Origin of the sequence: Streptomyces sp. ID05-26A (assembly GCF_033794685.1) — a bacterium.
GTDB lineage: Bacteria > Actinomycetota > Actinomycetes > Mycobacteriales > Pseudonocardiaceae > Lentzea.
In genome coordinates, this window is the sequence record NZ_JARAYZ010000006.1 from 312,357 (window position 1) to 331,639 (window position 19,283).

The following is a 19,283-nucleotide window of genomic DNA, read 5'->3' on the forward strand; positions in this document are numbered from 1 at the left end:
CTACCTCCTGAGTTGGCTTTCCCAACTCACGTTAGCGAGGTAAGTTTGATTTGCCAATCCACTGATAGGATGGTCACATGGCACCCCGAATCTGCTCCGTGGCGAACGCGCTGGAGGTCGTGGGCGAGCGCTGGTCACTGCTGGCGCTGCGCGAGGTCTTCTTCGGCAACACCCGCTTCGACCAGATCGCCGCGAACACGGGCGCGTCCCGCGACGTCCTGACCGTGCGACTGAAGAAGCTGGTCGCCGCCGGCGTGCTGGAGAAGCACCAGTACTCCGAACACCCGCCGCGGCACGAGTACCTGCTCACGGACTCCGGGCGCGCGCTGCACAACGTGCTGCTGGCACTGAAGGAGTGGGGCGACGCCTACGCGACCGAAGGGCCCCTCCCGCTCGTCTACGAGCACTCGTGCGGCGCCGTGCTGGAGCCACGCGTCGTGTGTGCGGCCTGCGGAGAGGAAGCCACACTGGAGTCGCTGACTCGTGCGGCGGAACTGACCCACTAAGTTGGGCGGCATGAGTGAGGACGACGAGGACGAGTTCGCCGAGGACGACGACTTCGAGGACGAGGAAGACCCGGACGACCTCTTCGCCGTCACGCCGGAACCGCGCACGGTCTGCCACCTGTGCGGGGGCGCGAGCTACATCGCCGCGCCGACGCTGGCGATCATCGGCGGTGCGCCGCGGACCGTCGACAACGGGCGCGAGTGCCCGCACTGCAACGGCGCGCGGACGTTCACCGGGCTCGTGCCACCGCTTTAGCCCTGTTCTCGGCGTCGCGTACGGTAGTCGCCCGTGGAGGTCCTGACCCGAGCCGAATGGCACCAGTCGCGCGACTCGCACCTTGAGCGCATGCGCCGGTTCACGGGGCCGCACCAGGAGCGGAAGCTTCGTAAAGAGAAGCACCCGGTCATGGACTTCCTCTTCACGTATTACAGCCATCGGCCCGTGCGGCTCGAACGGTGGCATCCGGGTCCTGGCGTCGTCCTCGAGGACGCGGCGGAGTACCTGGAGTTCCCGCACTACAAGCTCACGACCGAGGGCGTCACGCTCGACGTCGAGAGTTTCGTCGGACAGCGGGCGAAGACGCTGGAGTTCGTGCAGGGGCTGGTCACGGCGACGCTGAGCCGACCGGCCCGCCTCGGCTGCTTCGGGCTGCACGAGTGGGCCATGGTCTACCGGCAGCAGCCCGAGGAGGTCCGGCACAACGCGTGGCCGCTGCGGCTGGGCAGCGACGGCACCGACGAGGTGGTCGAGGCGAGCCGGATCCAGTGCGGGCACTTCGACGCCTTCCGGTTCTTCACACCACCCGCTCGGCCGCGTAACGCTCTGCAGCCCACCCGCGACGAACAGTTGCTGAACGAACAGCCGGGCTGCCTCCACGCGAACATGGACCTGTTCAAGTGGGCCTACAAACTGGAGCCGGCGACACCCTCGGAGCTGGTGGCCGACTGCTTCGAACTGGCCGCTGACGTGCGCGAACTCGACATGCAGGCCTCCCCGTACGACCTGGCCGACCTCGGGTACGGACCGGTGCGGATCGAGTCGCCGGAGGGGCGCGCCGAGTACGTGCGACGGCAGGCGGAGTTCGCCGAACGGGCACGACCGTTGCGAGAACGGCTCATCTTCGTATGCCAGTCGATACTTAAAGTGACTTCACTCTGCTGACCGAGTTCACCTGTTAGCGTGATCGGCGGTCGTCGGGGGCCGCTGAGTAGTTGTGAGGGATCGATGTCTCGACACCGCACTCTGCGGGCGAAGGTGAAGCGCGGAATCGCCAAGTGGCCCGTGCTCATCGTCGTGCTCGTGGTGCTCCTTGGCCTGAGCTGGCTCGCCCTGTCGTGGGCCGGCGACATCCTCGACAAGCGCTCCCAGGCGTTGGCCCAGAACTGCAGTGAGGGCGACTCCGTGCTGCGCGTGTCCGTGACGCCCAGCGTCGCCGGCGCCGTCAGGGACGTCGCGAAGGAGTACAGCGCGACACGGCCCGTGGTGTACGACCACTGCATCGCGATCGAAGTGACTTCCGCGGACTCCGCAGCGGTGCTGGAAGGCCTGACGACGACCTGGGACGAGCAGAAGCTCGGCAGGCGCCCGCACGCGTGGCTGCCCGACTCGACGCTCTGGGCGAACCGGCTCTCCGCGCTGAACGCGAAGCTGGTCGGCTCGGCGCCGAAGTCCGTCGGCACGTCACCGGTGCTGCTCGCGGCTCCCGAGGCCGCCGCGCCGGTGCTCAAGGACTTCCGCTGGTCGGACATGCCCGAGGTGACGGACTGGAACAAGTTCGGCCAGCCCTGGGGCCGCTTCAGCGTCGCGATGCCCGATCCCTCCGCGAACACGGCGTCCGCGCTCGCGATCCAGTCGGCGCTGGCCGGCGGCAAGGGCCCGGTCACCGCCGAGTCGCTCGGGTCGGACGCCGCCAAGGCCGCTCTGTCCAAGCTCGCGGCCACCGTGCCGCCCGAGGTGCCGGCGACGACGCGCGACGCGTTGGCGCGCCTGGGCGACAGCGCGACGGTCAACGCGGCGGGCTTCTCCGTCACGCCGGTGTCCGAAGTGGACCTGTTCAAGCACAACACCGGCAAGGACGCCCCGTCGAAGCCGCTGGTGGGCGTGCTGCCCGCCGGACCGGCGCCGGTGGCGGACTTCCCATACGTGGCGCTCGGCGGCAGCGAGGTCGGCGAGGCCGAAGTGCGTGCGGCACAGGCGTTCCGCGACTTCATGACCGAGCCCGCGCAGCAGGCGATCCTCGCGAAGGGCGGCCTGCGGGTGGAGTCCACTCAGGACCGTCCGTCGCCCTCGCCGGGCGTGTCCTGGTCCCCCGTCACGGAGAACCTGGTCGCCGCCGACGCGACGACCACGCAGCAGATCTCCTCGGCCTGGACGTCGGCGGACCGCGGCGGGCAGGTCGTCACGGTGCTGACGGACGTCTCCACGTCGATGAAACCCCGGCTGGACAAGGTGAAGGCGGCTCTGCGCGGCCAGGTCGACCGGTCGGTCTCCGGCTCGTTCGGGCTGTGGGAGTTCGCCCGCGACCTCGACGGGTCGAAGCCGCACAAGCAACTGGTCGCGACCGCCCCCGTCAGCGAGAAGCGCGACGCGCTGCGCAGGTCGATCGACTCGTTGAAGACCTCGGACGGCTCGCAGCTCTACACCGCGCTGGCGGTCTGCTACGAGACGGCGCACGACGGGTTCGTGGCCGGGCGGGTCAACCGGGTCGTCGTGATCACCGACGGCACGTCCGACGGCGGCATCGACCTGAACGCGCTGAAGTCGCAGCTGCACGGGAAGGACCTGCCGGTCAGCTTCATCGCGATCGGCGGCGAGGTGGACAACGCGGCGCTGACGGACATCGCGCAGACGACCGGCGGATCGGTGTCGGTCGTGGAGAACGTGGACGGTGTGGAGGCCGCGCTCGGTCAGGTGCTCTCGACGAAGGCCTGACCGGGCACGGTCTTCAGGCGACGTTGAAGCGGTCGGGGTCCGGGCCGGTGCGGGTGCCGTTGTCGAGCTCGGTGATCACCAGCATGTCGTCCTGGGCCAGTTCGAAGTCGAAGATGTCGATGTTCTCCTTGACCCGGTAGGGCGTGACGGACTTCGGGATCACGACGGTGCCGAGCTGGACGTGCCAGCGCAGCACGATCTGGGCCGGGGTCTTGCCGTACTTCTCGGCGAGGCCCGCGATGTCGGGCTCGCGCAGCAACGCGCCGCCCTGGGCCAGCGGCGACCAGGCCTCGGTGACGATGCGGTGCGTCACGTGCACCTTGCGCATCTCTTCCTGCTGCAGCAACGGATGCAGCTCGATCTGGTTCACCGCCGGGGTGGTCGGGAACTCGTCGAACAGGCGCTGCAGGTGCGGGGTGTGGAAGTTCGAGACGCCGATCGCGCGCACCCGGCCGTCGGCGTAGAGCTGTTCCAGCGCGCGCCACGATTCGGCGTAGAGGTCGCGTTTCGGGGCGGGCCAGTGGATGAGGTAGAGGTCGAGGACGTCGAGGCGCAGCCGGCGCAGGCTCTCGTCGAACGCGCGCAGCGTGGCGTCGTAGCCCTGGTCGGCGTTCCACAGCTTGGTCGTGATGAACAGGTCGGGGACGCCGGCGATCGCGTCGCCGACTCCGGACTCGTTGCCGTACGCCGCGGCCGTGTCGATGCTGCGGTAGCCGGCCTCGATCGCCGTCGTGACCGCACCGGCCACCTGGTCCTCCGGCACCTGGTAGACGCCGAAGCCGAGTTGAGGGATCCGAACTCCGTTGTTCAACGAGATCAGCGGAACCATGCGGGTAGCTTCGCACCGTTGTAGACGTCCTGCATCGCCTCGATTGCGCCGATCAGTTCGGCCCTCACCTCGTTTGGCGCCAGCACTTCCACGTCCGCGCCGAATTTGAGCAGGTCAGCGACGACGTGCCGGTACGACTCGGTCGGGAAGCCGAACTCGTGGCCCGGTTCCGGCGCCAGCTCCCGGATCACGCGCGCCTGGTACCCGCTGAGCAGGTACTGCGACTTGTCCAGCCCGGAGCGGGTCATGCGGACCGTGACGCGTTCGCCGTACATGCGGGCCTCGAACTGCTCCGACCACTCGGCCCAGAACCGCGCGAGGTCGAAGTCGTCCGGACGGTCGAACGTGTCCGATGTGGCTTCGAGGGTGAGCACGCGCGAGACGCGGTAGGTGCGGCCGCTGCCGACGAAGTACCAGGTGCCCGCTTTGAGCACGAGGCCGTACGGGTCGACCTCGCGTTCGACGGTCTCGTTGCCCCACCGCTGGTAGGTCATGCGCACGCGGCGTTGCTCCCACACGGCGTCGGCGATCGTGGCGAGGTGCTCGGTGGGTTCGTCGCCGCGGAACCACGTCGGGGTGTCGAGGTGGAACCGCTGGCGGATCTGCTCGGCGCGCGAGCGCAGTTCGGTGGGCAGCGCGGCGAGGAGCTTGAGCTGGGCGGCGGCCGCGAACTCCCCCAGCCCCAGCGCTTGCGCGGGGCCGGGAAGTCCCGCGAGGAACAGCGACTGCGCCTCGTCGGTCGTCAGGCCGGTCAGCCGGGTGCGGTAGCCGTCGACCAGCTGGTAGCCGCCCGCCGGGCCGCGGTCGGCGTAGATCGGGATGCCGGAGGCGCTCAGGGCCTCGACGTCGCGGTAGATCGTGCGCGGCGAGACCTCCAGTTCCTCGGCGAGTTCGTCCGCCGTCATCCGGCCCCGGGACTGCAGGAGCAGGAGGACCTGGATGAGCCGGCCGGATTTCATGGGATGAACCTGACACGATCTGTCAGGAATTGCCAGCAGAGTGGGCCCCATGAAGGCAACCGGAACCATCGAAGTGAAGAGCTGGGACGAGAAGACCTGGGACGGCCGGTCCTACCAGGACGTCGAGGGACGCAAGCTCACCGAGGCGCACGTGCAGTTCGGGTACGCCGGTGACGTCAGCGGCGTCGGCAGCTGCCGGTACCTCATGTACTACGGCGCCGACGTGGCGTGGACGACCGCGCTGGAGGAGATCACGACGGACGAGGGCACGCTGGTGCTGCGGCACGTCGGCGCGTACCGGTCCTCCGTGGAGGCCGTCATCGAGATCGTCGACGGCACCGGGAAGTACCTGAACGCGCGAGGTGCGGTGACGGTGGACTGGGCGGAGGATGGCAGCGGCACCTACACCCTGGACTACGAGGTCTGACCATGACCAACGCCCCCATCTACGACGCGGCCAAGGCCCGGATCACCTCTCTCGTCGAGGGCCGTGATCCCCAGACACCCGTGGCGGCGACGCCCGGCTGGTCGGTCAAGGACGTGGTGGCGCACCTCGCCGGCGGTCTGCGCGACTTCGCGGACCGCCGGTTCGACGGCGTCGAGTCGGGCGAGTGGGGCGAACGGCAGGTGCGCGACCGCCGCGACAACTCCCTCGCCGACGCCTTCGCCGAGTGGGACGCGAACCTCGTCCTCGCCGCGGACCTGTTCGACACGCCGATGGGGCCGGTCCTGGTCTCGGAGGTGGTCGCGCACGAGCACGACCTCCGTGCGGCGCTGGGGGTTCCGGGCGACCGGGACGGCGTCGAGGTGCGGTCGGCGCTGGTGCGGCCGTTGCAGGAGCTCGACCAGCGGATGCGGGCGAACGACGTGCCCGCGTTGCGGATCACGCTGGAGCACGGTGACCGCGTGCTCGGGCACGGCGAGCCCGCCGGGACGTTGCGGACGACGTCGTTCGAGCTGATGCGGGCCATCGGCGGGCGGCGGTCGGCCGACCAGATCAAGGCGCTGCCGTGGGACGGTGATCCGGACGTGTGGATCTCGTCGCTGGCGTTGTTCGGTCGGCACCGGCCGGAGCCGTTCGAGGAGTAACTTCCTCGGCTGTGAGCGACTGGCTGGCGGACACGCGCGACTCCTACGACACGGTGGCGGTCAGCTACGCGGACCTCACACGCGGCCTGCTCGACGGCCTGCCGCACCTGCGGGCGGCGCTGCGGCTGTTCGCGGAGGAGGTCAGCGGCCCGGTCGTGGACGTCGGCTGCGGGCCCGGTGACATCACCGCGCTGCTGCACGGGTTCGGTGTGGACGTGTCCGGGATCGACCTCTCCCCCGCGATGATCGCGCTCGCGCGGGAGAGCCACCCCGGGCTGCGGTTCGAGGTGGGGTCGATGACCGAGCCGATCGGCGGTGAGCTCGGCGGGATCCTCGCCTGGTGGTCGTTGATCCACGTGCCCGACGAGCTCGTTCCCGTGGTGTTCGGGCACTTCCGCGAGGCGCTGCGGCCGGGCGGGTTGCTGCAGCTGGGTTTTCACGTCGGGGACCGCACCAACCGCAAGACCACGGGCTACGGAGGGCACCCGATGCGGGTGGACGTGCACCTGCGGCCGCCGGACCGGGTGGCGGGCTGGCTGCGGGACGCGGGCTTCACCGTCGAGGCGCGGTGGCTGTTCGGCGAGAACGGCGAGGACGGCGCGGTGCTGTTCGCCAGGCGCGGGTGAGACCATCTGCGCCGTGTCAGAGGAACAGACCTGCCAGCGTTGCGGTGAGACGGTCGAGCTGGAGACCGAGGACTTCGAGCTGTTCGAGCGGATGCACCCCGACTGCTTCCACTTCGCGTTCGAGCACGACCAGAACCAGCCCGGCCTGAGCACCGACGAGAACTGCGGCGACGACGCCTGCCCCGTCAGGGCGTGAAAAAGGGGCGCACCCCCGAGTGCGCCCCTTTCCCGTCGTCCTAGATCAGCTGCTGTACGCCTCGAGCGGCGGGCAGGAGCAGACCAGGTTGCGGTCGCCCTTCGCACCGTCGATGCGGCGGACCGGCGGCCAGATCTTCGGGGTGCTGCTCTGACCCGCGGGGAAGACGGCCTCCTCGCGGGTGTACGGGTGGTTCCACTCGCCGACCGTCACGCAGGCCGCGGTGTGCGGGGCGTTGCGCAGCGGGTTGTCCTCGACGGGCCACTCACCGGCGCCGACGCGGTCGATCTCGCGCTTGATGGCGATCATGGCGTCGATGAACCTGTCGATCTCGGCCAGGTCCTCGGACTCGGTCGGCTCGACCATCAGGGTGCCGGCGACCGGGAACGACATCGTCGGGGCGTGCAGGCCGTAGTCGGCGAGGCGCTTCGCGACGTCGTCCACCGTCACGCCGGTGGCCTTGGTGATCGGGCGCAGGTCGAGGATGCACTCGTGGGCCACGAAGCCGCCCTCGCCGGTGTAGAGGACCGGGTAGTGCTCGTCCAGGCGGCGGGCCACGTAGTTCGCGGCGGCCACGGCGGTCAGGGTGGCGCGGCGCAGGCCGTCGCCGCCCATCATGCGCACGTACGCCCACGAGATCGGCAGGATCGACGCGGAACCCCACGGGGCGCCCGAGATCGGGCCGACACCGGTAGCCGGACCCGCCGTCGGCTGCAGCGGGTGGTTCGGCAGGAACGGGGCGAGGTGGGACTTCACGCCGATCGGGCCGACGCCGGGGCCACCGCCGCCGTGCGGGATGCAGAACGTCTTGTGCAGGTTCAGGTGCGAGACGTCCGAGCCGAACTTGCCGTAGCGCGCGAGGCCGATCAGAGCGTTGAGGTTCGCGCCGTCGACGTACACCTGGCCGCCCGCGTCGTGGACCAGGCCGCAGACCTCGCGGACGGTGTCCTCGTACACGCCGTGCGTCGACGGGTAGGTGATCATGATCGCGGCCAGGTCGTCGGCGTGCTCCGCGACCGTGGTGCGCAGGTGGCCCATGTCGATGTTGCCCTTGTCGTCGCACTTCACGACGACGACGCGCATGCCGGCCATGACGGCGGACGCGGCGTTGGTGCCGTGCGCGGAGGACGGGATCAGGCAGACGTCGCGGTCGGCGTTGCCGTTCGCGCGGTGGTAGGCGCGGATCGCGAGCAGGCCCGCGAACTCACCCTGCGAGCCGGCGTTGGGCTGCAGCGAGACGGCGTCGTAGCCGGTGACCTCGGCGAGCCACGCCTCCAGGTCGGACACGATCTTCAGCAGGCCGCGGGCGTCCTCGACGGGCGCGAACGGGTGCAGCGTCGAGAACTCCGGCCACGTGATGGACTCCATCTCCGCGGTGGCGTTCAGCTTCATCGTGCAGGAGCCGAGCGGGATCATGCTGCGGTCCAGGGCAACGTCCTTGTCGGACAGCGCACGCAGGTAGCGCAGCAGCGCGGTCTCGGAGCGGTGCGCGTGGAAGACCGGGTGGGTCAGGTAGTCCGAGGTGCGGCGCAGGTCGGCCGGGATGCCGTCGGCGGTGTCGGCGTCGATCGCGTCCACATCGGACCCGGTGACACCGAAGGCCGCCCACACGGCGACGATGTGCTCACGCGTGGTCTTCTCGTCGCAAGCGATTGCGACGATGTCGGCGTCGACGAGACGCAGGTTGATGCCGGCCTCGCGGGCCTTCGCGACGACCGCCGCGGCCTGGCCCTCGACGCGGACCTCGACGGTGTCGAAGAACTCGCCGTGCACGACGTCCAGACCGGCCTCGCACAGGCCCGTGGCGAGCACGGTCGCGAGGCGGTGCACGCGGGTCGCGATCGACCGCAGGCCCTCGGGGCCGTGGTAGACGGCGTACATGGACGCGATGACGGCCAGCAGCACCTGCGCGGTGCAGATGTTCGACGTGGCCTTCTCGCGGCGGATGTGCTGCTCACGGGTCTGCAGCGCGAGGCGGTACGCCAGCGAGCCGTCCGAGTCGACGGAGACACCGACGAGACGGCCGGGCAGCTGACGCTCCAGACCGGACCGGACGGCCATGTAGCCCGCGTGCGGGCCGCCGAAGCCGATCGGGACGCCGAAGCGCTGCGTGGTGCCGACGACGACGTCCGCGCCGATCTCGCCGGGCGCGCGCAGCAGCGTCAGCGCCAGCAGGTCGGCGACGACGACGGCCTGCGCACCGGCGGCGTGGATCTCCTCGATCAGACCGGCCTGGTCGCGCACCACACCGGACGCGCCGGGGTAGGACAGCAGCACGCCGAAGAAGTCGCCGCCGAGGCCGAGTCCCTCGATGCCCTGCGACAGGTCGGCGACGACGATCTCGATGCCCAGCGGCTCGGCGCGCGTCTCGATGACGGCGAGCGTCTGCGGCAGCGTGTCGGCGTCGATGACGAACTTGTTCGACTTGGACTTGCCCGCGCGGCGCACCAGCGTCATCGCCTCGGCGGCCGCTGTCGACTCGTCCAGCATGGACGCGTTCGCGACCGGCAGGCCCGTCAGGTCGCCGACCATCGTCTGGAAGTTCAGCAGCGCTTCGAGGCGGCCCTGCGAGATCTCCGGCTGGTACGGCGTGTACGCGGTGTACCAGGCGGGCGACTCGAGCACGTTGCGCAGGATCACGCCCGGCGTCACGGTGTCGTAGTAGCCCAGGCCGATCATCTGCGTCATCGGGCGGTTCTGCGACGCGAGCTCGCGCAGTTCCGCGAGCGCCTCGGTCTCGGTGGCCGGGGCGGGCAGGTCCAGCACGAGATCGCGCTCGTGGATGGACGACGGCACCGCGTGCTGCGCCAGCTCCTCGAGCGACCCGACGCCGATGACGTCGAGGATGCGCGCGAGTTCGGCGGGACGCGGGCCGACGTGGCGGTCGGCGAACGGGGTGCCGTGCTCGAGAGCGGCGAGCGGAATGCGGTCCTGCGTCATCAAACGCCTCCGGGGGCTGGCTTCGGGCACACGTGTCTTGTGCCCTCCCCGCTCTGTCCGTACCCCGAAGGGCGCCTGAGAGGTTCACCCACCTGCACAGGCTGGGCTTTCACCGTCGGCGGGATTCCCTTGCGGGGATCCACTTTCCAGAGGCGTCTCGCTCGGCGGTCCTGGATGCCTGAGAGGTTCCCGGGGAGGGACTTGCTCCTTCGGCGCCGGGCTCGTGAAACCCCGGTCTCTCCCGCCTGAGTTCAGCGACTACCCGAGAAGAATACCCGCAGGCAGCCCGGGTAGTCGCTAGGGAGGCGACCTACGTCTCAGTGGCGAGACCGGCGAGCACCCCCGAAACGGGGTCCGCCGGGTCGTCGCGCACCGCCACGAGCAGGTGCCGGGTGTCCACGACGGTGTCTCCGCGCCGGGCCGCCACGAGCTTCGCCCGTTCCAGCGCGCGCTCCACGGTGCCGCCGGCGGGCAACGCGGCCGGTTCCACTCCCGCCTCGCGCAACGCCGCCGCGCCGCTCGACTCGAACTCCGGCTTCAACCGGCGTCCGGACGCGGTCAGCTGCCGGTCGACCGTCAGTACGGCCTCCACGAGGTCACGAGACGAGACGTCTCGTCGCGCGGCGACCGCGAGGCGTTCGGCCTCGTTGCGCACGACGGCCAGCACCGGACCACCGAGACCACCGCGTCCGCGCGAGACGAGGCGCATCAGCCAGCGCACGTACCCGCCGCCGGAGTCGCCTTCCAGTGCTCCCGCCTTGCGCAGCAACCAGACGGCGGGCGCCTCCTCGACCTCGGCGTACTTCCGCGCGGCGTCGGCCCGCACGGCTGCGGCCGTCGCCTCCACGTCCACGCCGTGCACGAGCATCAGGTCGGCGACCCGCCCGGAGTCGAGCGACAGCAGCGCCAGCGCGAGATGGGTCGTGGTCAGCACGCCGTCGCCGGCCTGGGCCACGGCGGCCCGCAGACAGGACTCCAGCGCGTGACTGACGGGCAGAAGGGTGTCGACGCGGGCGTGGTGGTGGGCGGCGCTCATCAGCGCCGTGACGTCCGGGTGAGGCTCGGGGACGACGCCACCGTCGTCGTCGGGCCAGAGGTCGGTCCCCCGCGCCATCGCCTGCGCCGTGAGCGACGTCGTGCCGAGCTTGCGGCCGGGGCCGATGGTGTCGACCAGCGAGATCAGCAGGTTCTCGGTACCCACGAAGCCGAAGTCCAGCCGTGCGGCGCGCCGCACCGCCGCGGCGAGGACCTTGACGACCTGTGACGAAGGGGTGTGCGTCATGCCGGAAACGCTAGGGACGCACGTGATCACCGCGCTTCTGCCGACCGGCCACCCACGGCGGCCAGTCGGCCACGATCAGCGGGCCGGTCAGCCGGTGGCGCGCTCGCGACGCCGGCGGGTCAGCTCGTCCTCGGTCATCGGGGCGATCTCGACGCCGTCCGCACGTTCGGCCGGGAACTCGTGGATCGTGCCGGAGATCTCGCGCATCGCACCGCTGACCGCGATGCCGAACACGCCCTGACCGCCCTGCAGCAGATCGACGACCTCCTCGGGCGAGGTGCACTCGTAGACGGTCGTGCCGTCGGAGAAGAGCGTGATCCTCGCCAGGTCCTGCACGCCGCGGCGGCGCAGGTGGTCGACCGCGACCCTGATGTTCTGCAATGAGACACCGGTGTCCAGCAGCCGTTTGACGACCTTGAGCACCAGGATGTCCTTGAAGGAGTACAACCTCTGGCTGCCGGAGCCGTGCGCCATCCTTATCGTCGGCGCGACCAGCCCGGTCCTTGCCCAGTAGTCGAGCTGCCGGTACGTGATGCCCGCGATCTGACACGCCGCGGGTCCTCGGTAACCGACGAGCTCGTCCGGCAGCGAGGAGTCCGGGAACAGTTCACCCTGCAGCCCGGATTCGGCCCGCAAGGGCGCTTCCTCGACCACGCCTGCCTCCCCTCGGAACGGCCACGAAACTCATGGCCGTCAAGCCGCCGCGTCCACTCTCGTGAAGCAGCGACGTCCACTCGGGTTCGACGGTAGGACCGGTCCGATGGCAGGTCAACGCGACGCGCGGAGAGTTCCGACCCTCAACCTCAAGTAGAGAGTCACAGCGTCACCCGAACTAGGACGTTCAGGTGACGTTTAGTGATCGTTTAGCGGTCAAAACGACCGTGAGTAGTCCGACCGAGGGACGTCCAAACGAACTGACCTCACGACCATGCGAGACGGAGTGCGACACCCGGAAAACTCAGGTATCCGCTCCGCGACGGTGTTTGCGTATCCGCTCCGCGACGGTGTTTATGTATCCGCTCCGCGGAAGTCTTCCGGGGAGACCGAGTCGAGGAACTCGCGGAACTTCTCCACCTCGTCCTCTTGCTCGTCCGGGATGATCAGGCCCGCCTCGGCCAGCACCGACTCCTCGGCGTGGATCGGCACGCCCACGCGCAACGCCAGCGCCACCGAGTCCGAGGGCCGCGCGGACACCCGCACGTCGCCGTCGAACACGAGCTCCGCGAAGAACGTGCCCTCCTGCAGGTCGGTGATCCGCACCTGCTCGAGGTTGCGCCCGAGTGCCCCGATGACGTCCTTGAGGAGGTCGTGGGTGAGCGGACGAGCAGGACGCACGCCCTGTTGCTCCAACGCGATCGCCGTGGCCTCGACGCTGCCGATCCAGATGGGCAGGTACCGCTCGCCCTCGGTTTCGCGCAGAAGAAGGATCGGCTGGTTCTGGGGCAGCTCCACCCGCACGCCGACGACGCGCATTTCGCTCATCGGGCCTCGCCTCCCTCTGGTCATTCGGGGACGACCCGGTTTTCACACCCGAGCATCCCCCGGCGTACCTGTCCGACGCTACCCGCCAAGCGGGCCGTGTGCTCAATCGTTTCGGGCGGATCGTGATCAAGGAGGCACACATCTCCGGCTGATCAGGACTGGCGCAGACCCGCTCTCACCAACAACGTGTGCAACGAGGTGAAGAGGTCGGCCAATTCCCGGACCGTCTCGGGATCTGAGAACGACTTCAGCAGAACCACCTCGTGGTCCGCTGCCGCGCGGACCGCGCGCAGGTGCTCGCGCTCGACGCCGAGCCCGGTCATCGTCCGGATCGTGCGGAGCGCGGTGACGTCTTCGGTGGTGAACCGGCCGCCGGGGCCGGGGCGCAGCAGACCGTCGCGTTCCAGCTGGGACAGCTGGTCGGCACCCAGACCGGTCTGGGTCAGCAGGTCGATCCGGGACAGCGAGCCGGACGCCGCGGCGTCCGTGACGGCGTCGAGCTGCTCGCGGATCACCTTGAGCGGCAGGTACCTGTCCCGTTGTGCGGACAGCACAAAACGCAGCCTCTCGACGTCCGCCACGCTGAACTGGCGGTAGCCGGAGGCGGTGCGTGCCGGGCGGACCAGCCCCTCCGCTTCCAGGAAGCGGATCTTGGAGATGGTGACGTCGGGGAACTCCGGTCGAAGCTGTGCGAGCACAGCTCCGATGCTCGAGCCCCCGCGTTGTGGCCGCCCGGCCGTCACGCGTCAGGCTCCCGCGGAGCCAGGACCCGTCAGGAAGACGAGGCGGAACTTGCCGATCTGGACCTCGTCACCGTTCGCGAGAACGGCCTGGTCGACCGGCTCGCGGTTGACGTAGGTGCCGTTGAGGCTGCCGACGTCGATGACGACGAACTCGCCGCCCTCCCTGCGGAACTCGGCGTGCCGGCGCGAGACCGTCACGTCGTCCAGGAAGATGTCGCTGTCGGGGTGGCGCCCGGCGCTCGTCGTGTCTCGGTCCAGCAGGAACCGGGATCCGGCGTTCGGACCGCGCTTGACCACGAGCAGCGCGGAACCGGCGGGAAGGGCGTCAACACCGGCAACGGCCGGCTCCTGTGCGGGCGCCTCGGCGCCGCCTTCCATCTCCTGGAGGAAGTCCGCCCGGAAGACGGAGGTCCGCTCCGGGGACTGCTCCGGCGGAACGCCTGGGCCGTCGTTCGTGCTCACCTGAGCTCTCCTCCTGCTGCTGGATCCGTCACTTCCGGTAAAACCTATCGCGTTGGGGTCACCGCCTTCAGCGCGGCTCCCCTTCCGGCCGAAGATCCGGCGAAAGATCGACGTCACTCCTTCTCCACCAACGCCTTGTACCCGTCCGCGTCCAACAGGCCTTCCAGCGCTTCCGGGTCGTTCAGCCGGATCTCGACCATCCAGCCCTCGCCGTACGGATCGGTGTTCACCGAGTCCGGCGTCTGGACCAACGCGTCGTTGATGGCGACGACCTCACCGTCGAGCGGCGAGTAGAGGTCGGAGACGCTCTTGGTGGACTCGACCTCGCCGAACGTGTCACCCGCCGCCACGGTGTGACCGACCTCGGGCAGCTGGACGAAGACGACGTCACCGAGCTGTTCCTGGGCGTAGTCGGTGATGCCGACGCGCACGGTGTTCTCGCCTGTGCTGGCGATCCACTCGTGCTCCTCGGTGTAACGAAGCTCCTCGGGAATCAACTGACTGCGCTCCTCGTGCTCAACCTGTATGGGGTGATCTTTTCACGCGACCGTGCGAGGTGTGACCCGCAGGGCCAGGAAGAACTGGTAGACGTACAGCAGCGCCGACCACAGGTAGAGCGCTCCGCCCCAGGCCGTGAACGCGTAGGCCAACGGCAGGGCGACCTGGGCCCACGCCGAGTCCCCCTGCGCGAGCAGCAGCAGGGGGAAGGCGTAGAGCAGGTTGAAGGTCGCGGCCTTGCCGAGGTAGGTCACCTCGAACGTGCCCCAGCCCCGCTGCCGCAGGATCAGCAGGCAGATGCCGACGACGATCTCGCGGCTCACGAGCACGACGGCGACCCACAGCGGGACGATGTCCCTGATCACGAACGCCAGCAGCGTGCAGAACACGTAGAGGCGGTCGGCGGCGGGGTCGAGCAGCGCGCCGAGGTTGCTCATCTGGTCGAGCCAGCGCGCGAGCTTGCCGTCGAGCCAGTCGGAGAACCCCGCGAACATGAGGATGAGCAGCGCCCAGCCGTCTTCGCGGGGTCCGAGCAGCAGGTACAGGAAGAGCGGGACACCGGCCAGCCGCAGCACGCTGAGCAGGTTCGGAATCGTCAGCAGGCGATCAGCCGGATCACGCACACCCGCACTCTAAACGAGTGACTGCGCAAGGGCTGCCGGATGGCGTCACGGCACGCTGTGCGACTGGTTGCGGGAGTGCGGTGGTGCTGTCTTGCTCAGGCTGTGTGGGTGAGGGTCCAGCCCCGGCGCTGCATCTCGGCACCGGTGATGGCGTGCGGGCGGCCCCGGTCGTCGCGGCCCACCCAGCGAGCGCGGAAACCCTCGAGCACGTAGGCGTGACCCCGGCTCCACACCACGCTGCACGGCGTGGTCGGCAGCGATGAATCGGACTCTGCGTCCTGCTGCGGCTGGGTTTCCATGGCGGTTCTCATTTCTGTCCTCTCGTGACATCAGGGATGTCGCGTACCGGGGCTCCGGCGTTATCCCTTGAAACGAATTCTGTCGGACTGTGGTTCAGAACACTCATGTGTTTTGGGTCCTAAGCGACGGGTGGATCAATCCGCGCGCCGAGCTGTTCGGGTCCGAAGTGGAACGGAACTCCCGGTCCTTGCCTGTGCAACCGTTCGTCGTACGCCGATGACCGCACAACGTCCGCCGGGGATCGGCCGGGCCTAACATCGACGCGTGGACCAGGTGAAATTCGGTACGGAACTCATTTCGCGGTTGATGGACCACCTGTGCTCGCAGCTCGACGGCTGCGAGGGCGTCGGGCTCAGCGTGTGGCCCGAGGGCACGTTGCTGCGGGCCGTGGGTGTCGCCGTGGAACTGGACGCCGAGCAGTTGTCGAGCGGCGCGGGGCCGCTCGTCGACGCCTCGCGCGACGAACGGCAGGTGTCCGGTCAGGTGGCCGGCACGCACGTGCTCGCGGTGCCCGGCAGCTGGGGCGACAGCGGGCCGGTGGTGCTGACGGTCTACCTCTCGCACGCGCCGACCGTCGAGGACCTGGCGGCGATCGAGGAGATCGAGCCGCTCGTCGCGACCGCGGCCGCGGTGGTCGAGTTCTGCGCGGGCGAGGTCCTGCGGGCCGACCAGATGGTGCGGATGGTGCAGCACCGCCGCTACATCGATCAGGCGAAGGGCCTGGTGATGGGAGCCCGGCCGTGCGCGCCCGGCGAGGCCTTCGAACTGCTGGTCCGCACGAGCCAGCACGCGAACGTGAAGCTGCGGGACGTGGCCACGGCGCTGGTGCTGACCGTCGGCGGGACGCTGGAGGACGGCGCCGAGGACGTCGTCGCTCCGCCGGACGCCGCGCACGACGTCGCCAAGAGGCTGTGGGAGGCGCTGCGGAGCTGACGATCGGGGTGACGAATCCGGCAAGCGCGGTGTTTGAACCGACCATTGTCCGGGTACCGACTCCTCGACCTGTCCTGTTGACCGGCCGCTCCCGTACGGTGGTGGCCGCAGCGGTTGAGCCAGCAGCCGCGTCCGGGGCCGCTGCGTGGCGGCTCCCTGTTCGCGAGAGGGAGTACTTCGGTGACTGTGCAAGACCCACGTACGGAGCAGATCGAGCTGAAGGTGCGGCAGCCGGCGCCCGGAGTCACCGTCCTCGCCGTGTCCGGCGAGGTCGACATGGTCTCCGCGCCCGCGTTGCGCGAGGCCCTGGTCAACGGCCTCGGGGACGGCGGCGTGTTCGTCGTGGACATGTCGAGCGTGACGTTCCTCGGTTCCGCCGGGCTCGCGGTGCTCGTCGAGGCCGCGAAGCTGGCGCAGCAGCAGAGCGCCGCTCTCAAGGTCGTCGCGACCGCTCGGGCCGTGACGCGCCCGCTGGAGGCCACCGGGCTCGGTGAGGTGTTCAGCCTCCACCCGTCCGTGGACTCGGCCCTGGGCTAGAGCGCCGGACGGTGAGGCGGTTCCCCGCCTGGCCGAGCGCCGCGGCGACGTCGCGGAGGGCCTGCTCCACCCCGCCCTCCTCCGGGCCGAGGCCGTTGAGGTCGACGGTCAGCGGGACGGTGCCGCCCCGGGCCGCCGCGGTGAGCGTGCGGCGCAACGACGGACCTGCCTCCACGGGCACGTCCCCGCGCACCACCGCTACTACGCCCGAGGAGGTCTCGTGGACCCGCACGTCGCACTCCAGCGCGGCACGGCCCGCGGGACCGACGGGCGAACGGGCTCGGCGCAGGCGCACGGTCGTGCCGCTCGCCGTGCGGTCGATCTCGACCTCGTCCACGCTCTCCCGCATGAGCAGGAGACCCCGCCCCCGCATCGTCAGCGCGGGTGGCGGTACGCGCCACCGGCCGTGGTCGGCGACGTCGACGCGGACGGTCCCGTCCTGTTCGGCCCGGGCCCGCACCTCGACGGTGCCGCGAACGGGCCCGGGATAGGCGTGCTCGACGGAATTGTTGATCGCTTCACTGACCGCGAGCACGAAGTCGCTCGCTTCGTCCTCGCCGAATCCGCTGTCCTCCAGCCAATGGCGAAGGCGGTGCCGCACAGGCGCTACTTCTCGCGCGTCTGCCGGGAAGCGGAAGGCCAGGAAGTCTTGATGCACCAGCACAGCGCTCCTCCCAGGTGATCCTTGTGGCTTCCAGCAGGTGATTTCCCGGGGAGCGGCTCGAATACACGTGTAAAGCGAGATCGATTCGGGTACGGCATAGGACATGCCGGCCTTCAGCAGAACGGACTACGAGGTGGCTGTGACTCAATTGTCAGGCGTCGAGCTTCGGATGGCGGCGGACCCCACGCAGCTGTCCATCGTGCGCGCGGTCGCGGCGGACATCGCGATGCGGCAGGACTTCGACCTCGACTCGATCGAGGACCTGAAGCTCGCCGTGGACGAGACGTGTTCCACGCTGATCACGCTGGCGGCCCAGGACGCGGTGCTCAGCTGTCACTTCGCGGTGGACGACAGGGGTGCCGTCCACGTCTCGGCGAAGGTATCCGCGAAGTCCGCGGCCGGTCCGGACGAGGCCAGCTTCGGCTGGCGCGTGCTGACCGCGCTGGTCGACTCCGTGCGGACCAACGTCGAGGAGTCCGAGGGATTCGTGGTGCACATCGACCTCGTCAAGTCGACGGCAGGGGCGGTGGATGCGTGACCGGGGCGGAAGAAGCGATCAAGACGGCGGAGACCGAGCCGGCGGAGCCCAAGGCCGAGGAGAAGAAGTCCCGGTCGGGTGACTACGACCACCTGGCTCCGCTGTTCGCCGAGCTGGCGGGCACCCCCGCGGGCCCGAAGCGCGAGACGTTGCGGGACAGACTGGTCACCGAGCACCTGCCGGTCGCCCAGCACATCGCCCGCAGGTTCGGCCACCGCGGCGAGCCGCACGAGGACCTGGTGCAGGTCGCGACGGTGGGCCTGATCAACGCGGTCGACCGCTTCGACCCGGACCGCGGCAGCGACTTCCTGTCGTTCGCGGTGCCGACGATCATGGGTGAGGTCCGGAAGTACTTCCGCGACTCCAGCTGGTCGGTGCGGATGCCGAGGCGGCTCAAGGAGCTGCACCTGGCGATCAACGCGGGCACGTCACGCCTGTCGCAGTCGCTCGGCCGCGCGCCGACCCCGTCGGAACTGGCCGAGCACCTGGGTCTGTCCCGCGAGGAGATCCACGAGGGACTCGCGGCCGGGAACGCCTACCAGAGCGCGTCCCTGGACGACATGCTGATGTCGGAGGACTCGTCGATCTCGCTGGGTTCGACCATCGGCGAGGAAGACCCCGAGATCGCGATGATCGAGCAACGCGAGGCTCTGCACCCGTTGCTGGAGAAGCTGCCCGAGCGCGAACGCAAGATCGTGGTCATGCGCTTCTTCGGCAACATGACCCAGACCCAGATCGCGCAGAAGGTCGGCATCTCCCAGATGCACGTCTCGCGACTGCTCGCGAAGACGCTGCGTCAGCTCCGGGACGTGTTGGAAGAGGCGTAGGCACGGATCCGGCGCCGGGCCGCGTTGACGATCTGGCGCCGTTCGTCCTCTCCCATGCCGCCCCACACGCCGTACGGCTCCTGAGCCTCGAGCGCGTGGGCGCGGCACTGCTCCAGCACCGGGCAGTGCCCGCAGATCGCCTTCGCCTTGTCCTCCCTGGCCGCCCGCGCGTAGCCGCGTTCGTTGTCCGGGTGGAAGAAGATCGCGCTGTTCTCACCGCGGCACAGTCCATCCATCTGCCAGTCCCACACGTCGGTGACCGGCTTGGGCAGACGGGTCGTACAGGTCATCGCGACTCCCGGAGGCCTAGGGGAAAG

The 19,283-nt window shown here is 69.5% G+C and carries 25 protein-coding genes and 2 riboswitches; of the genes, 12 read left to right on the top strand and 13 right to left on the bottom strand.

The annotated features are described in order from the left end of the window. Positions 1-77 precede the first annotated feature (77 nt). From PV646_RS38905 to PV646_RS38920, 4 genes are all read left to right on the top strand, one after another. The gene (locus PV646_RS38905) at positions 78-506 is read left to right on the top strand and encodes a winged helix-turn-helix transcriptional regulator (RefSeq protein ID WP_500347481.1); all 429 of its coding nucleotides are present in this window, start codon (positions 78-80) and stop codon (positions 504-506) included. A 10-nt stretch (positions 507-516) separates the two neighbouring features. Beyond that, positions 517-762: a hypothetical protein gene (locus PV646_RS38910; RefSeq protein ID WP_084401880.1), complete on the top strand. Its 246-nt coding sequence runs from the start codon at positions 517-519 to the stop codon at positions 760-762. A gap of 90 nt (positions 763-852) precedes the next feature. After that, on the top strand, positions 853-1,668 hold the full coding sequence (locus PV646_RS38915) for a 3-methyladenine DNA glycosylase (protein WP_500347483.1): 816 nt from the start codon (positions 853-855) through the stop codon (positions 1,666-1,668). Positions 1,669-1,731: 63 nt separating this feature from the next. Then, positions 1,732-3,438: a vWA domain-containing protein gene (locus PV646_RS38920; RefSeq protein ID WP_500347485.1), complete on the top strand. Its 1,707-nt coding sequence runs from the start codon at positions 1,732-1,734 to the stop codon at positions 3,436-3,438. Between the two features lie 13 nt (positions 3,439-3,451). Here the strand turns inward: PV646_RS38920 and PV646_RS38925 are convergent, their stop codons facing one another. Both PV646_RS38925 and PV646_RS38930 read right to left on the bottom strand, forming a co-directional pair. Beyond that, a complete protein-coding gene (locus tag PV646_RS38925; RefSeq protein WP_500347486.1) occupies positions 3,452-4,267 on the bottom strand; it encodes an aldo/keto reductase in 816 nt (271 codons plus the stop codon). Continuing rightward, positions 4,255-5,226, bottom strand: a complete 972-nt coding sequence (locus PV646_RS38930; RefSeq protein ID WP_500347488.1) for a helix-turn-helix transcriptional regulator — start codon at positions 5,224-5,226, stop codon at positions 4,255-4,257. The genes PV646_RS38925 and PV646_RS38930 overlap by 13 nt, the downstream gene beginning before the upstream one ends. Before the next feature lie 49 nt (positions 5,227-5,275). On the opposite strand from PV646_RS38930, the gene PV646_RS38935 reads away from it, so the two are divergent. The 4 genes from PV646_RS38935 to PV646_RS38950 are packed head-to-tail and all read left to right on the top strand — an operon-like array spanning position 5,276 to position 7,137. Then, positions 5,276-5,653: a DUF3224 domain-containing protein gene (locus PV646_RS38935; RefSeq protein WP_500347490.1), complete on the top strand. Its 378-nt coding sequence runs from the start codon at positions 5,276-5,278 to the stop codon at positions 5,651-5,653. Positions 5,654-5,655: 2 nt separating this feature from the next. Then, the gene (locus PV646_RS38940; protein WP_500347491.1) at positions 5,656-6,315 is read left to right on the top strand and encodes a maleylpyruvate isomerase family mycothiol-dependent enzyme; all 660 of its coding nucleotides are present in this window, start codon (positions 5,656-5,658) and stop codon (positions 6,313-6,315) included. Between the two features lie 11 nt (positions 6,316-6,326). Beyond that, a complete protein-coding gene (locus PV646_RS38945) occupies positions 6,327-6,941 on the top strand; it encodes a class I SAM-dependent methyltransferase (RefSeq protein WP_452254860.1) in 615 nt (204 codons plus the stop codon). A 13-nt stretch (positions 6,942-6,954) separates the two neighbouring features. Further along, entirely contained in the window at positions 6,955-7,137 is a 183-nt protein-coding gene (locus PV646_RS38950) for a hypothetical protein (protein ID WP_500347492.1), read from the top strand. 45 nt (positions 7,138-7,182) lie between these two features. Here the strand turns inward: PV646_RS38950 and gcvP are convergent, their stop codons facing one another. From gcvP to PV646_RS38995, 9 genes are all read right to left on the bottom strand, one after another. Continuing rightward, entirely contained in the window at positions 7,183-10,077 is a 2,895-nt protein-coding gene (gcvP, locus tag PV646_RS38955; RefSeq protein WP_500347494.1) for an aminomethyl-transferring glycine dehydrogenase, read from the bottom strand. Positions 10,078-10,128: 51 nt separating this feature from the next. Further along, positions 10,129-10,229, bottom strand: a riboswitch (glycine riboswitch). 3 nt (positions 10,230-10,232) lie between these two features. Further along, a riboswitch (glycine riboswitch) is annotated at positions 10,233-10,331 on the bottom strand. 56 nt (positions 10,332-10,387) lie between these two features. After that, positions 10,388-11,359, bottom strand: a complete 972-nt coding sequence (locus PV646_RS38960) for a hypothetical protein (protein WP_500347496.1) — start codon at positions 11,357-11,359, stop codon at positions 10,388-10,390. Positions 11,360-11,446: 87 nt separating this feature from the next. Beyond that, positions 11,447-11,977: a MerR family transcriptional regulator gene (locus PV646_RS38965; RefSeq protein ID WP_500347722.1), complete on the bottom strand. Its 531-nt coding sequence runs from the start codon at positions 11,975-11,977 to the stop codon at positions 11,447-11,449. Positions 11,978-12,367: 390 nt separating this feature from the next. Beyond that, on the bottom strand, positions 12,368-12,841 hold the full coding sequence (locus tag PV646_RS38970; RefSeq protein WP_030468959.1) for a bifunctional nuclease family protein: 474 nt from the start codon (positions 12,839-12,841) through the stop codon (positions 12,368-12,370). A gap of 152 nt (positions 12,842-12,993) precedes the next feature. Beyond that, positions 12,994-13,539 (bottom strand): MerR family transcriptional regulator, encoded by a 546-nt coding sequence (locus PV646_RS38975; RefSeq protein WP_500347499.1) that lies wholly within the window; start codon positions 13,537-13,539, stop codon positions 12,994-12,996. 48 nt (positions 13,540-13,587) lie between these two features. Next, positions 13,588-14,046, bottom strand: a complete 459-nt coding sequence (gene garA, locus PV646_RS38980) for a glycogen accumulation regulator GarA (protein ID WP_360392419.1) — start codon at positions 14,044-14,046, stop codon at positions 13,588-13,590. A 113-nt stretch (positions 14,047-14,159) separates the two neighbouring features. Then, the gene (gene gcvH, locus PV646_RS38985) at positions 14,160-14,543 is read right to left on the bottom strand and encodes a glycine cleavage system protein GcvH (protein WP_500347501.1); all 384 of its coding nucleotides are present in this window, start codon (positions 14,541-14,543) and stop codon (positions 14,160-14,162) included. A gap of 42 nt (positions 14,544-14,585) precedes the next feature. Further along, positions 14,586-15,167 carry a cardiolipin synthase ClsA gene (gene clsA / locus PV646_RS38990; RefSeq protein WP_500347502.1) on the bottom strand — a complete coding sequence of 194 codons (582 nt, stop codon included), beginning with the start codon at positions 15,165-15,167 and terminating at the stop codon, positions 14,586-14,588. A gap of 95 nt (positions 15,168-15,262) precedes the next feature. Then, positions 15,263-15,478: a hypothetical protein gene (locus PV646_RS38995; protein ID WP_500347503.1), complete on the bottom strand. Its 216-nt coding sequence runs from the start codon at positions 15,476-15,478 to the stop codon at positions 15,263-15,265. Positions 15,479-15,731: 253 nt separating this feature from the next. On the opposite strand from PV646_RS38995, the gene PV646_RS39000 reads away from it, so the two are divergent. Both PV646_RS39000 and PV646_RS39005 read left to right on the top strand, forming a co-directional pair. Then, on the top strand, positions 15,732-16,400 hold the full coding sequence (locus tag PV646_RS39000) for an ANTAR domain-containing protein (RefSeq protein ID WP_500347505.1): 669 nt from the start codon (positions 15,732-15,734) through the stop codon (positions 16,398-16,400). A gap of 180 nt (positions 16,401-16,580) precedes the next feature. Beyond that, the gene (locus tag PV646_RS39005) at positions 16,581-16,937 is read left to right on the top strand and encodes an STAS domain-containing protein (RefSeq protein ID WP_500347506.1); all 357 of its coding nucleotides are present in this window, start codon (positions 16,581-16,583) and stop codon (positions 16,935-16,937) included. Here the strand turns inward: PV646_RS39005 and PV646_RS39010 are convergent. Continuing rightward, a complete protein-coding gene (locus PV646_RS39010) occupies positions 16,900-17,601 on the bottom strand; it encodes an ATP-binding protein (RefSeq protein ID WP_500347507.1) in 702 nt (233 codons plus the stop codon). The genes PV646_RS39005 and PV646_RS39010 overlap by 38 nt on opposite strands. A 169-nt stretch (positions 17,602-17,770) precedes the next feature. Here PV646_RS39010 and PV646_RS39015 point away from each other — a divergent pair, with 169 nt between their 5' ends. Next, on the top strand, positions 17,771-18,139 hold the full coding sequence (locus tag PV646_RS39015; RefSeq protein ID WP_500347508.1) for an ATP-binding protein: 369 nt from the start codon (positions 17,771-17,773) through the stop codon (positions 18,137-18,139). Beyond that, positions 18,136-18,966 (top strand): SigB/SigF/SigG family RNA polymerase sigma factor, encoded by an 831-nt coding sequence (locus PV646_RS39020; protein WP_500347510.1) that lies wholly within the window; start codon positions 18,136-18,138, stop codon positions 18,964-18,966. Before PV646_RS39015 ends, PV646_RS39020 begins: the two co-directional genes overlap by 4 nt. Here PV646_RS39020 and PV646_RS39025 read toward each other — a convergent pair. Then, the gene (locus PV646_RS39025) at positions 18,936-19,256 is read right to left on the bottom strand and encodes a WhiB family transcriptional regulator (protein WP_500347511.1); all 321 of its coding nucleotides are present in this window, start codon (positions 19,254-19,256) and stop codon (positions 18,936-18,938) included. The genes PV646_RS39020 and PV646_RS39025 overlap by 31 nt on opposite strands. Between the last annotated feature and the right edge of the window lie 27 nt (positions 19,257-19,283).